Origin of the sequence: Iningainema tapete BLCC-T55 (assembly GCF_014698965.1) — a bacterium.
GTDB lineage: Bacteria > Cyanobacteriota > Cyanobacteriia > Cyanobacteriales > Nostocaceae > Iningainema > Iningainema tapete.
In genome coordinates this window covers 35562-47010 of the sequence record NZ_JACXAE010000107.1, presented here as the reverse complement: position 1 = coordinate 47010, position 11449 = coordinate 35562, and the positions used below count along the sequence as shown (strand labels likewise).

Annotated in this window: 15 protein-coding genes; 9 read left to right on the top strand and 6 right to left on the bottom strand. The window is 40.6% G+C overall.

Features of this window, described 5'->3' with window-relative positions:
* Positions 1-102: 102 nt before the first annotated feature.
* Positions 103-1164, top strand: coding sequence for an NAD(P)/FAD-dependent oxidoreductase (locus ICL16_RS35635; RefSeq protein ID WP_190836306.1), 1062 nt, complete (start codon positions 103-105; stop codon positions 1162-1164).
* A 115-nt stretch (positions 1165-1279) separates the two neighbouring features.
* Here the strand turns inward: ICL16_RS35635 and ICL16_RS35630 are convergent, their stop codons facing one another.
* Positions 1280-1609 (bottom strand): DUF3140 domain-containing protein, encoded by a 330-nt coding sequence (locus ICL16_RS35630; protein ID WP_190836305.1) that lies wholly within the window; start codon positions 1607-1609, stop codon positions 1280-1282.
* A gap of 6 nt (positions 1610-1615) precedes the next feature.
* Positions 1616-1831 (bottom strand): HVA1 family protein, encoded by a 216-nt coding sequence (locus ICL16_RS35625; RefSeq protein WP_190836304.1) that lies wholly within the window; start codon positions 1829-1831, stop codon positions 1616-1618.
* Positions 1832-2053: 222 nt separating this feature from the next.
* On the opposite strand from ICL16_RS35625, the gene ICL16_RS35620 reads away from it, so the two are divergent.
* The 3 genes from ICL16_RS35620 to ICL16_RS35610 all read left to right on the top strand — a co-directional run bounded on the left by ICL16_RS35620 (position 2054) and on the right by ICL16_RS35610 (position 3605).
* A complete protein-coding gene (locus ICL16_RS35620; RefSeq protein WP_337907192.1) occupies positions 2054-2362 on the top strand; it encodes a type II toxin-antitoxin system RelE/ParE family toxin in 309 nt (102 codons plus the stop codon).
* A 10-nt stretch (positions 2363-2372) separates the two neighbouring features.
* Positions 2373-2672: a HigA family addiction module antitoxin gene (locus ICL16_RS35615; protein WP_190836303.1), complete on the top strand. Its 300-nt coding sequence runs from the start codon at positions 2373-2375 to the stop codon at positions 2670-2672.
* Between the two features lie 180 nt (positions 2673-2852).
* Positions 2853-3605: a glycoside hydrolase family 19 protein gene (locus tag ICL16_RS35610; protein ID WP_190836302.1), complete on the top strand. Its 753-nt coding sequence runs from the start codon at positions 2853-2855 to the stop codon at positions 3603-3605.
* A gap of 75 nt (positions 3606-3680) precedes the next feature.
* Here ICL16_RS35610 and ICL16_RS35605 read toward each other — a convergent pair whose 3' ends face one another.
* From ICL16_RS35605 to ICL16_RS35595, 3 genes are all read right to left on the bottom strand, one after another.
* Entirely contained in the window at positions 3681-4049 is a 369-nt protein-coding gene (locus ICL16_RS35605; protein ID WP_190836301.1) for an aspartyl protease, read from the bottom strand.
* On the bottom strand, positions 4046-4363 hold the full coding sequence (locus ICL16_RS35600; protein WP_190836300.1) for a hypothetical protein: 318 nt from the start codon (positions 4361-4363) through the stop codon (positions 4046-4048). The genes ICL16_RS35605 and ICL16_RS35600 overlap by 4 nt, the downstream gene beginning before the upstream one ends.
* A 100-nt stretch (positions 4364-4463) precedes the next feature.
* Positions 4464-4958, bottom strand: a complete 495-nt coding sequence (locus ICL16_RS35595) for a hypothetical protein (protein ID WP_190836299.1) — start codon at positions 4956-4958, stop codon at positions 4464-4466.
* Positions 4959-5012: 54 nt separating this feature from the next.
* Here ICL16_RS35595 and ICL16_RS35590 point away from each other — a divergent pair, with 54 nt between their 5' ends.
* The gene (locus tag ICL16_RS35590) at positions 5013-5597 is read left to right on the top strand and encodes a TetR/AcrR family transcriptional regulator (protein ID WP_190836298.1); all 585 of its coding nucleotides are present in this window, start codon (positions 5013-5015) and stop codon (positions 5595-5597) included.
* 103 nt (positions 5598-5700) lie between these two features.
* Positions 5701-6612, top strand: a complete 912-nt coding sequence (locus ICL16_RS35585; protein WP_190836297.1) for a bestrophin family protein — start codon at positions 5701-5703, stop codon at positions 6610-6612.
* A gap of 123 nt (positions 6613-6735) precedes the next feature.
* Here the strand turns inward: ICL16_RS35585 and ICL16_RS35580 are convergent, their stop codons facing one another.
* Positions 6736-7581: a M28 family peptidase gene (locus tag ICL16_RS35580; protein WP_190836296.1), complete on the bottom strand. Its 846-nt coding sequence runs from the start codon at positions 7579-7581 to the stop codon at positions 6736-6738.
* Positions 7582-7699: 118 nt separating this feature from the next.
* Between ICL16_RS35580 and dnaK the strand changes: the two genes are divergently transcribed.
* The 3 genes from dnaK (at position 7700) to ICL16_RS35565 (ending at position 11448) form a co-directional block, all read left to right on the top strand.
* Complete coding sequence (dnaK, locus tag ICL16_RS35575; protein WP_190836295.1) at positions 7700-9772, top strand: molecular chaperone DnaK; 2073 nt, start codon at positions 7700-7702, stop codon at positions 9770-9772.
* Positions 9773-9850: 78 nt separating this feature from the next.
* Positions 9851-10846: a DnaJ C-terminal domain-containing protein gene (locus ICL16_RS35570; RefSeq protein ID WP_190836294.1), complete on the top strand. Its 996-nt coding sequence runs from the start codon at positions 9851-9853 to the stop codon at positions 10844-10846.
* 86 nt (positions 10847-10932) lie between these two features.
* On the top strand, positions 10933-11448 hold the full coding sequence (locus tag ICL16_RS35565; RefSeq protein ID WP_190836336.1) for a J domain-containing protein: 516 nt from the start codon (positions 10933-10935) through the stop codon (positions 11446-11448).
* Position 11449 lies beyond the last annotated feature (1 nt).

Genomic DNA, 11449 nt, shown 5'->3' with positions numbered 1-11449 from the left:
CCTCCGTTCCATGCAGCTTGTCTGTACCTTATTCTACTATTAGCTTTTAAGAGTCATTAGTAGTGATTTTGTCCTTTACCCTTTTATAATGACTGATAACTCATGGTTGATGTTGCAGTAATTGGTGCCGGCATTGCGGGTTTAGTTTGCGCCCAGCAGTTATCTCAAGCTGGATATTCGGTCTTGGTTGTAGAAAAGTCCCGTGGTTTGGGGGGACGTGTGGCTACACGTCGTTTGAATGGCACTTGCGCAGATCATGGCGCATGTTACATCAAGCCAAAAGGTGAACTTTTTAGAAATTTTGTTGAATTATTACATGAACGTGATATAATTCTACACTGGATAAATACGGTTTATGAATTTAAACCAGAGGGTAACTACATTGCATTGCCCGAAACTCCTTGTTATGTTGCACCTCAAGGAATGAGCGCGATCGCCAAATTTCTTGCTCAGGGTTTAGAGATTTTATTGAATCAACGTGTCATAGGCATTACCTCAATACCAGAAACTAGCTGGCGTCTCAGCTTAGAATCAAGTAACGAAGAAATAACCGCTACATCGGTAGTAGTTGCCATTCCAGCACCCCAAGCTTTAATGCTACTAGAACCTTTGGGGGAAAATGTGTTTGGGACAGGATTTATTGATAACCTACGCTCGGTGGAATTTTCTGGCTGCATTAGTGTAATTGCTGGATATCCTTCCACATCCCAACCAATTCCAGATTGGAAATCGCTGAATTTTGTTGATGATACCATTTTGGCATGGATTGGTTTAGATAGCAGCAAACGTCCAAACCCCCAACAACCAGTGTTTGTCTTGCAAAGTAGCGCTGCTTTTGCCCAACATCACGATCAAACCCAAGATTTACAACCAGCCGGACGACAAATGTTACAACATGCTGCTAAGTCTTTACAACTTCCTTGGTTAGATACTCCCGAATGGATGCAAGTTCATCGCTGGCGCTACGCTTTTCCCACTCGTCCCTTACAGGAAAGTTATTTATCTGCGCCTACTTCCCCACCTCTAGTTTGTTGTGGCGATTGGTGCGGTGGCAATCTCATCGAAGGAGCCTGGGTTTCTGGAATTGCAGCCGCTGAGCAAATTAATCATAACCTGCGCCATTTACCTCTACCTAAAGAAGGTTTTTTAGATTTTTTTGTATAACATAGTATAGCAATTCTTACTGACATCAAATACAGATCTTGTGGGGTGGGCATCCTGCCCGCCCTTCAACTAGGACGGGCGCTTAGAGCTACATCCCACAAAAAGGTTGCCAGTTCTACTTTAATGGATCGTGTCCCCAATTCATTAAAGAGTATCGCCAGCGTGTATGCTCAACATCACCATCAGGTTGCTGTGCAGAATGACGATGAATGTAACTAATGACTTTTTTCATATGTGAGAAATCATCATCACTATAGTCATCTTTTTTCTTATGCAAAATTTCGACGATGTGCTTGCCCGATTTATGTCCGATAGATTCATCGTCTCCATCCTTTTGCCCAACAGATTTTGACTCTTCTGTTTCTAGCCAAGATTCAAGTTCCGAATCGGTCATATTCACAGATGACTGAAACTCATCTATCACTGATTTGACATCTTTACTCATAGTAAACTACTCCTCAACTTTTTCCAAAGCATCAGGTTTATGAGCTGCTTCTTTTCCACTTTTGTCACTTTTCACCAAGTACTCTGGATTATCTTTACTCGCCGCTACGTGATGTCCTTTAATATCTGTAGGTGAGGTAAGTTTTTTTTCAACCTCTCCAGTAGTTTCACCTTGCGCCGTATTCCACTTAACCTTGTCGCCTTTCTTAAATTCTTCACTCACGGGTTTTTTCCTGTTTAATAATTTATACTTGCTAATTATGGTGACGGTGCAAAATAAATTAATCAGTCTATTGACAGAAAACTTGTCTAAACTAATGGGAAGGTTGATAGAGTATGGTCAAATATATGGTGATACCATGACCCTTAAGCGCCAAACCCTTCAAGGTATTCGATATTTTCATAATTTATCAACTGATGACTTTGACCTATAATTAAATTTGACGTGTGTAACCCTATAGGTTACAATGTTGGGGTGATCAAAACATTTAAGCATAAAGGACTAAAAAAGCTGTTTGAAGATGATGACAGAAGCGGAATTCAGCCAGCGCAAGCGAATAAGCTTTTAGACATTCTTGATCGACTTGACGCTGCTGTTGAAATTCAGGATATGCGATATCCCGGCTCTGGACTTCATCAATTACAAGGAGACAGAAAAGGGGAATGGTCGGTTACTGTTTCCAAGAATTGGCGTGTAACGTTTACATTTGAAGACTCAGACGCTTATGACGTAAATTACGAAGATTATCACTAGGAGCGAAAACATGATTGCGAAAAGAAAACCCAGGCATCCAGGAGGTTTAATCAAGCGTCAGTATCTTGAACCTTTAAATATGACGATTACTAATCTTGCTGACATTCTTTGTGTATCTCGTAAAACTTTATCCGAGATAGTCAATGAGCAAGCAAGCATTACACCTAACATGGCACTTCGTTTGGCTACTGCTTTTCAAACCACTCCCGAACTTTGGCTTAACCTTCAACAGAAGTACGATCTTTGGTGTGCTGCACACGAATCAGAAGTTTGGAAAGAAATATCGCCTATTGATTTACAAGTAGGCTGAGACTCCACCACTACTTCTTGCCTTGTCGCCTATGATTCGGTTGATAGAATATTGATTGATAAATTAACTTCACGCCGACTGATCTTGTTTGATGTTTGTGCAAACGCTCAAGTCATGCTGCCGATTGATAGAATATAATCTAATTTATCGTGCAAGTCTCTATTCAGGTAGAAGAGGCAGATGGTAACTTCCTACACCATAAAAGCAGGTGATACGCTAAGTGCGATCGCACTACGAGAATTGGGTAATGCTAATCGTTGGCGAGAAATTACAAAGGAAAATGGACAATCATTTACTGAAGCGGAAGCACGACGGTTAGCTGTAGGACAAATAGTATACTTACCATGTGGTAGCAACGACAATCAAGTAATTAGGCTTCAAGCCTCAAAAGACTTTACGGTTAGTGTGACTCCCAGCCAAGTTTCAAACATTATTGGCGGTAACTTAGAAAATGTCAAAACTTATCTTCCAGATATTATTCAAGCTTTAAAAGATTTTAACATTCTCAATCGATGGACTTTAATTGCGGCGATCGCCACTATCGGGGTTGAAACCGGAGAATTCAAACCTATTCATGAGTATGGCGGTGAAAGCTACTTCACAAAAAATTATGAAGGTAGGTCTGATTTAGGTAATATCTATCCTGGTGATGGTGCAAAATATCATGGTCGAGGCTTTATTCAGCTCACAGGACGAAATAACTACGAGATTTACGGTAAAAGATTTGGAGTAGATTTAGTTAACAATCCTGATTTGGCACTTGATCGAACTATCGCTGCAAAAGTTCTAGCGGCTTACTTTGTTGATAGAGGCATCAACCAACTTGCTCAAAATGAAAATTGGCGTGAAGTTAGACGGAGAGTTAATGGCGGCTACAACGGCTGGGATAAATTCATCAGCTTGGTGAACTCTGCTCAATCAATTATCGTTTGATATGAATGCATCGTACAATACTATATAATTCCAAAACTTAATTCATAAATAGCCTTATATCTTTCCATCATATCTTTAGCTTAAAGTCAAAATTCCTGCTGTAAAATTTACCGCCAGTGGCAACATCTTCAACCATTGTAAACCTAGTAGAGGTTCCCGAATTCCTAAAGCTGCTACAACAGGAATTATATACTCTTGTTGATTTAGTATAACTTTTCCTTCATAAATGTCAAATAATTCCTCACCTCGTGCCATCTGCATTGTGCGATTACTTTCAATTATCGTCCATCCTAAACTTTCAGCGTCTTGGCTATCAAGTACTAAGAAGCCTGTAGTAAACCCTGTATCTAATAAAACATCTATAGGAAATTTCTCTTCATCAGAGGTAATTAAATCAATTTCAAAAATTAGCTCTCCAATCTCACCAAATCTACCTGAAATCATATTCTGTCGCAGGCTCCTGTCTCATTGAGACGGAAAGTTACTAGCCAGCCACTAGAATAGTTTTGACGTGCTTTTTGTTCAGCAGTTTCTAGATCTTGGTCAATAAAATAATCACCACTGTTTGGCTCAATAGTAATAAACCAATTATAGTGTTCTTCTATTAACTGAGGACAAATTTGCTCAAAATAACTACGAGCTTTTTTGCCACGAGCATTTTTTTCAGCTTCCCGTCGAGCTAACTCCTCTGGCGGTATAGTAAACTCTGGAAATATTCTGCCTTGACGACGGCGGCGAACTGTTTTTATTTCAGTCATTTTTTCAAGATAATCTGAATGGATATACTCTTAATAGTATAAACTACAATTACACTGATTTTAGAGAAGCAACAGAACGCTCTGCACAAACCAATTTCGCTCATTTAATGAAAGGCAAAATGTCAAACTCTTGACGAATCTCCAAGAGTGATCGCTCTAACATTGGTTCAAAGTTAAGAAATGGGACAAACCGTTGATGTTTGCGAGTTTTTAGCCACATTGAAATCAACTCAGGTAATAATCGCACTGATTCAAATAAGATGGATCTGTACAACCAAATTACACCGTGACGTTTGATCAAGTCATCATACATTACGTCTACGGCTGGATTCTTGTTTTCACGCATGTAATCTCGAAACTTGAAATCACTCGTCCAAAATGTCAGCGGCAGAATCTTCAGTTCATCATACATATCGGTATCACAACCGTAAATCACATGACTGGCATCATGAGCAAACAAAATTTTGGCAAAATCTGCTGGCAACATGCTTGGATGGGTAAAGTCAGAGTTGACAGCGTAATATTCCTCCAAGCCTTCACGCAGCGTCTGGGTGCTGTTTTTGTCGGTGTAGCGAGGACGAGGACGCTTGCTCATAATTCACCACTATTTTTTATTTACGAACCTGTAACGTAATATATTATAACAGCTATGAGTGATACCGCTAAAAAATCAGGACGTCCTCGCAGTACACAATCTCATCAAGCTATTCTGGAAGCAACCTTGGAACTGCTGTCGTCCGTGGGTTACGATCGCATGAGTATAGAAGCGATCGCGAAGCGTGCGGGAGTTGGTAAACCCACAATCTACCGACGCTACAAATCCAAAGAAGAACTCGTTGCGGATGCAATTGAAAGTTTGAGACAAGACGTAATCATTCCTGATACGGGCAATTTATGGGGCGATATTGAAGCACTAATTCAAAGTGCGGCAGAAATTACACTCAGTCCCTTAGGAAGACAAACAGTTGCTATGATAATTAGCAGCGCAACTAGTAGCCCTCAATTTGCGCAAATCTACTGGACAAAATATTTACAACCAAGACGACTTGCTTTTGCGATCGTTTTGGAAAGAGCAAAAGCCAGAAATGAAGTTAACTTAGAGGTTGATTCCAATTTAGTATTCGACATTATGAGTGGAATAATGTTTTACGCATTAATATTTCAACCCACAACTGAACCCTGGGAGATATATGTTTCTCGCGCCTTAAAGCTTGTCTTAAAAAATGCAACCTGATACGATCTCTCGTAGTATGAATATATCTCTCCATCAATCCAAAATTAGCGCTATTATTTTTTAAGTGATACCTGTTCACTCAACATTCTTTCTCAGTACCTGCATGACAAATAAAAAAATGCATTGGCTTCAAGTAGCTTTACAGATTAGAGGTTCAGTTATTACTAGTATTTATCCACGACTAATTTGGTGTGGTTTGTTTGGAGTTTTTATTTCCTTACTTTATCATTTTAAACTACCTGTATCCAAGCCTTTTTTTGAAGTTATTATTCCTAGTATTGTTTTAGGTTTGTTACTAGTTTTTCGCACAAACACAGCTTACGAGCGGTTTTGGGAAGGAAGAAAAATCTGGGGTAATATGGTCAATAACACCCGAAATTTAGCTCGACAAATTTGGGTATCTGTAGAGGAAATCACTCCTGAAGATAGAAATAAGAAAATTTCTGCCTTATATTTATTAGTAGCTTTTGCCGTAGCTACTAAATTGCATTTACGGGGAGAAGCTGTAAATAGTGAGGTAGAAGAATTAATCCAGCCATCTAAATATATAAAGCTCAAAACTATGAATAATCCTCCTTTAGAGGTGGCTTTCTGGATTGGAGATTATTTACAGCACCAGTACGATCGCAATTGCATAAATACCTACCAATTAACAGCAATGCAAGAATTATTGAATAAGTTGGTAGATAGTTTAGGCGCGTGTGAACGCATATTGAAAACACCAATGCCACTAGCATACTCCATTCATCTCAAGCAATTGTTATTACTTTATTGCCTGCTACTACCTTTTCAACTTGTACACGAACTTGGTTTTTTGACAGGTTTCATAGTGGCTTTGATTAGTTTTACTTTATTTGGCATTGAAGCAATTGCTTTGGAAATAGAAAATCCTTTTGGTTATGATGCCAACGACTTGCCCTTAGATACTATTTGCAATACAATGAAACGCAATATCGATGATTTAACTAGCCTGACTCCTAGCGTTAAGTTCCATAAAGATAATATTACAAATTAGCTCCTCAACTTCGTAAGAGTTGTCGGGGATATAGACTTATTTTTGCATCAATTGACCATAATCGAGTTTAAGCAGTCGATCTGCTAGATGGAAATAGCGATCGTCACTATACATGCAACGTCTCTACAACCGCCGAATACCGTTTTCCAAACCTTGACAGACACCTGTGAGAAAATCTAAATCTAATGTGGCAATGGTGTCGCTGGGTTTGTGGTAATGAGGATTGCGCATAAATGCTGTATCTGTCACCATAATAGCTGGATAGTCTGCATCCCAAAAAGGTGCATGATCGCTTTGTCTTGTTTGGGGAACGATTAAACCTCTATTTGGTACTGGTAGCCATTGACTGGGTACACCAACTTTGCGAATACTGCGGCTAATATTGATTAAGTCACGAATTGTTCGCCAATTACCAATTAAAGCAATGTAATCACCACAATTTGGGTAGAAATATTGTAAAGGATGTGGGTAACTTTGTGAACCAGGGGTGCGATCGCAATAGCCAAGCATTTCTAAGGACATCATTAAGCGTAGCTGTTGCTGTTCTTGACGCAATGTGGCTACATAATCGGTGCTACCTAGTAAACCGTATTCTTCCAGATCAAATGCAACTAGTCGCAAAGGATACCTTGTTGGTTGGGCAGCAAACATTCTCGCTAATTCCAGTAATACTGCTACACCTGTGGCATTATCATCTGCACCTGGTGTTCCCGGTACGGCATCGTAATGAGCGCCAATCAGAATTGGTAGATGTTCTTTTTTTGACTCATTTTGAGCAGGTAAGTTGAGAATGAGGTTTTTACAGGTTTTTCCTCTCACGATAAAGGTGTGGATTTCCACACTTCCCCATTGTGCAAATTGTTCCCGAATATATTCTTGGACAAAGAAATGCCCCGCTGTAGCGATATACGGATCGCGATCGCGAGCTATTTGAGTGAGGTGAGTTTGTAATCGCCCTTTTAAATTCAACTTTCTTTTAATAATTACGAGAAATTGCTGCTATAGGGCAGAAGTTAAAAGCCATCTGCCATCTGTCCTCTGCCTTATAATAATAAACTTATAAGACACAATAGGAGAACATTAACGCATGGGCAAAGTAGTCGGCATTGACTTGGGTACAACCAACTCAGTAGTTGCCGTCATGGAGGGGGGCAAGCCGGTAGTGATTGCCAATGCAGAAGGAATGCGAACCACTCCCTCCGTAGTCGGTTTTACTAAAGAAGGCGAAAGGGTTGTTGGGCAAATAGCGCGACGACAAATTCTCCTTAATCCACAAAACACGTTTTTTGCTGTTAAACGCTTTATTGGGCGTAGGTATAACGAACTTAACCCAGAATCAAAACGAATACCCTATACTATCCGCAAAGATGAGGTAGGTAACATCAAGGTTGCTTGTCCCCTGCAAAATAAAGACTTTGCTCCTGAAGAAATTTCGGCAATGGTGCTCAAGAAATTAGCAGAAGACGCTAGTCGGTATTTAGGTGAACCTGTGACAGGGGCAGTCATTACAGTTCCCGCTTATTTTAATGATTCCCAAAGGCAAGCCACTAGAGATGCAGGTAGAATTGCGGGTTTAGAGGTATTAAGGATTCTCAATGAACCTACCGCAGCATCACTGGCATATGGATTGGATCGTAGTAATAGTGAAACCATACTGGTATTTGATTTGGGTGGTGGCACTTTTGACGTATCGATACTTGATGTTGGTGATGGGGTGTTTGAAGTCAGATCCACCAGTGGAGATACGCAGTTAGGTGGTAATGATTTTGACAAAAAAATTGTAGATTGGTTGGCAGAGCAATTTTTGCAAGAGCATGGGGTAGATTTAAGACGAGAACGCCAATCTCTACAACGCTTGCTTGAAGCAGCAGAAAAAGCCAAAATAGAGCTTTCATCTGTGAGCGTTACCGATATTAATTTACCTTTTATTGCCGCTAACGAAGATGGCCCTGTACACCTAGAAACTCGTTTAACCCGTTCTGAGTTTGAAGGGATGTGCGACGACTTGTTGGGGCGGGTACGTCAACCAGTGAAACGGGCGCTCAGAGACGCCGAACTCACACCAGCTGAAATTGATGAAGTTGTTTTAGTTGGCGGTTCTACTCGAATGCCAATGGTACAGCAATTAGTCCGGGCGATGATTGGTAAAGCACCAAATCAAAATGTGAACCCAGATGAAGTTGTCGCAGTGGGTGCGGCAATTCAAGCCGGAATTCTAGCAGGAGAACTTAAGGATGTTCTACTGTTGGATGTTACGCCTCTATCTATGGGATTAGAAACTATTAGTGGCGTGATGAAAAAACTCATTCCCCGTAATACTACTATACCAGTGCGCCGCTCTGACATTTTTTCTACGTCAGAAAATAACCAAAATACTGTGGAAATTCACGTAGTTCAGGGCGAAAGAGAAATGGCTTCAGATAACAAGTCATTGGGAAGATTTAAGTTGTATGGCATTCCCCCAGCACCACGAGGTGTTCCGCAAATACAGGTATCATTTGATATTGATGCTAATGGCATTTTACAAGTAACAGCCTTGGATAGAACTACTGGTAGAGAACAAAGCATTACTATTCAAGGTGCTTCTACCCTCAGTGAAGGGGAAATAAATCGGGCAATTCAAGATGCTCAAAAGTATGCTGATGTGGATCGAGAGCGTAAAGAACGAGTAGAAAAGCGCACAAGAGCAGAGGCTTTGATTATACAAGCAGAACGGCAACTGAGAGAAGTGGCTTTGGATTTTGGGATGCAGTTTGCCCGTAACCGTCGTCAGCGAATTGATAATATTTGTCGAGAACTGCGCTCTAGTTTACAGCAAAACGATGATCGGGGAATTGACTTGACAGTTGCCGACTTGCAAGATGCTTTGTATGACTTAAATCGGGAAATGCGAGCTTATTATGCTGAAGATGATGACGATGATTTGTTAGGTACGATTAGAGATTTGTTTACGGGAGACAAAGATCGCGATTCTCCAAGGGATATGCGCGATCGCGATTCTCCAAGAGATATGCGCGATCGCGATTACTATGACCGGGATTATGATAACAGAGATTATGGTAGAGATAGTCGTTCCTCGTACGATAGCGGCAGATCTTCACGAAGATCCCGTCCTAGCTACCGAGACAATTGGGATGATGAAGATGATAATTGGCTGTAAGAATAAATGCTAATTGTTAATTGCCTTTTTACTATTAGCGATTAGCAAACTCTAAAATCTCAACTTAAAAAACTAACTATGCCAAATTTGCAGAATTTTCGCGATTACTACGAAATTTTAGGAGTAGCTAAAGATGCCAGTAATGAAGACATTAAAAAGAATTATCGGCGATTAGCAAGGCAATATCACCCAGATCTTAATCCGGGAAATAAAGCAGCAGAGGAAAAATTTAAAGATATCGGTGAGGCTTATGAAGTTCTTTCCGATACAAGTAAACGAGCGCAATATGATCAGTTTAGTCGCTCTTGGAAACAAAAAGGTTTTAGCGACAAACAGACTCCACGCTCTAAAAGCTGGAGTCGTACTAATGGGCGCACTAATTCGGGAGAAGTTGATCCCAGCCAATTTGCTGATTTTGAAAGTTTTCTCAATCAAGTTATCGGCGTCAGCAGTCGCAAAGACGGTAGAAATGAAACTTCTTCTACTGAGTCGTCCGGCGATCCTTTTCGTACACCCCGAACAAAAGTTGAGTATACTGTCAATCCCCGTCCTACACGTCGGGATATAGAAGCAAGATTAACTATACCACTAGAAAAAGCTTATAAAGGAGGTTTAGAAAGGATTCGCTTAGAAGATGGGCGATCGCTAGAAGTAAATATGCCTGAAGGTATGGTCACAGGTCAAACCATCCGTTTGCGCAATCAAGGTTCAAACGGTGGCGATTTATACTTAAAAATTACCGTTGAACCGCACTCTTTATTTAAACTAGACGGCATAAATATATTCGTACATGTGCCAGTTACTCCTAGTGAAGCAGTTTTAGGTGGACAGGTAGAAGCACCAACTCTAGATGGATTAGTAAAAATGACGATTCCTTCAGGAGTTAGATCTGGTCAACGTTTCCGCCTTGCTAATAAAGGTTATAAGAGCGAAAATGGTAATCGTGGTGACCAACTAGTAGAAATTCAAATCGTCACACCCAAAGAAATCAGTCCACAAGAACGTGAACTTTACGAAAAGTTACGAGAAATTGAAACCTTTAAACCCCGCGCTGATTTACTCACAAAAGGATAGTATATCGTTGATAAACTGCTGTGAGGTTTATAAAATATTAGAAAATCGCTACCGTGATTAAGACAGCCGTGAGTCAAAATGGGGTAATGCCACACAGGAGTGAACCTACCTACTACTCCCTACTAGGATTGCACCCTAGTGCATCGGCAATTGAAATCCGTCGCGCTTATCGGGAATTAAGCAAATTGTATCATCCTGATACAACAAATTTTCCCGCTACTATAGCTATTGTCAAATTTCAGCAAATCAACGAAGCTTACGCTACCCTGAGTAATCCAGAACGGCGGTTAACTTATGACATGAAAATAGGTTATTCGCGCTTCGGGGTAATTCAAGCACCGCCCGATTTAAATCGTCCTGTGTCCCATTCCTACGATACTTCTAAATCGGCTTACCTCGATCCTACAGATCGCCCTCTTTCTTCAGGAGAAATTTTCGCTTTGTTTGTTCTGGGATTGACATTTTTGGGTTGCTTGCTGTTAGCGATCGCCATCGGCTTAACTCGGGGTGAAGCTGCTTTTCACTCCACACTTGTGCAACCTACTACCATCATACAACCACAAATTACTACAATTAGAGACGCTCCGCCGGAGCATCTCTAGT

What these genes read in the sequence shown, in the direction of transcription:
- ICL16_RS35635 (WP_190836306.1), top strand. Translation starts at nt 103, where the DNA reads ATGGTTGATGTTGCAGTAATTGGTGCCGGCATTGCGGGTTTAGTTTGC.
- ICL16_RS35630 (WP_190836305.1), bottom strand. Translation starts at nt 1,609, where the DNA reads ATGAGTAAAGATGTCAAATCAGTGATAGATGAGTTTCAGTCATCTGTG.
- ICL16_RS35615 (WP_190836303.1), top strand. Translation starts at nt 2,373, where the DNA reads ATGATTGCGAAAAGAAAACCCAGGCATCCAGGAGGTTTAATCAAGCGT.
- ICL16_RS35610 (WP_190836302.1), top strand. Translation starts at nt 2,853, where the DNA reads ATGGTAACTTCCTACACCATAAAAGCAGGTGATACGCTAAGTGCGATC.
- ICL16_RS35605 (WP_190836301.1), bottom strand. Translation starts at nt 4,049, where the DNA reads ATGATTTCAGGTAGATTTGGTGAGATTGGAGAGCTAATTTTTGAAATT.
- ICL16_RS35600 (WP_190836300.1), bottom strand. Translation starts at nt 4,363, where the DNA reads ATGACTGAAATAAAAACAGTTCGCCGCCGTCGTCAAGGCAGAATATTT.
- ICL16_RS35595 (WP_190836299.1), bottom strand. Translation starts at nt 4,958, where the DNA reads ATGAGCAAGCGTCCTCGTCCTCGCTACACCGACAAAAACAGCACCCAG.
- ICL16_RS35590 (WP_190836298.1), top strand. Translation starts at nt 5,013, where the DNA reads ATGAGTGATACCGCTAAAAAATCAGGACGTCCTCGCAGTACACAATCT.
- ICL16_RS35585 (WP_190836297.1), top strand. Translation starts at nt 5,701, where the DNA reads ATGACAAATAAAAAAATGCATTGGCTTCAAGTAGCTTTACAGATTAGA.
- dnaK (WP_190836295.1), top strand. Translation starts at nt 7,700, where the DNA reads ATGGGCAAAGTAGTCGGCATTGACTTGGGTACAACCAACTCAGTAGTT.
- ICL16_RS35570 (WP_190836294.1), top strand. Translation starts at nt 9,851, where the DNA reads ATGCCAAATTTGCAGAATTTTCGCGATTACTACGAAATTTTAGGAGTA.
- ICL16_RS35565 (WP_190836336.1), top strand. Translation starts at nt 10,933, where the DNA reads ATGCCACACAGGAGTGAACCTACCTACTACTCCCTACTAGGATTGCAC.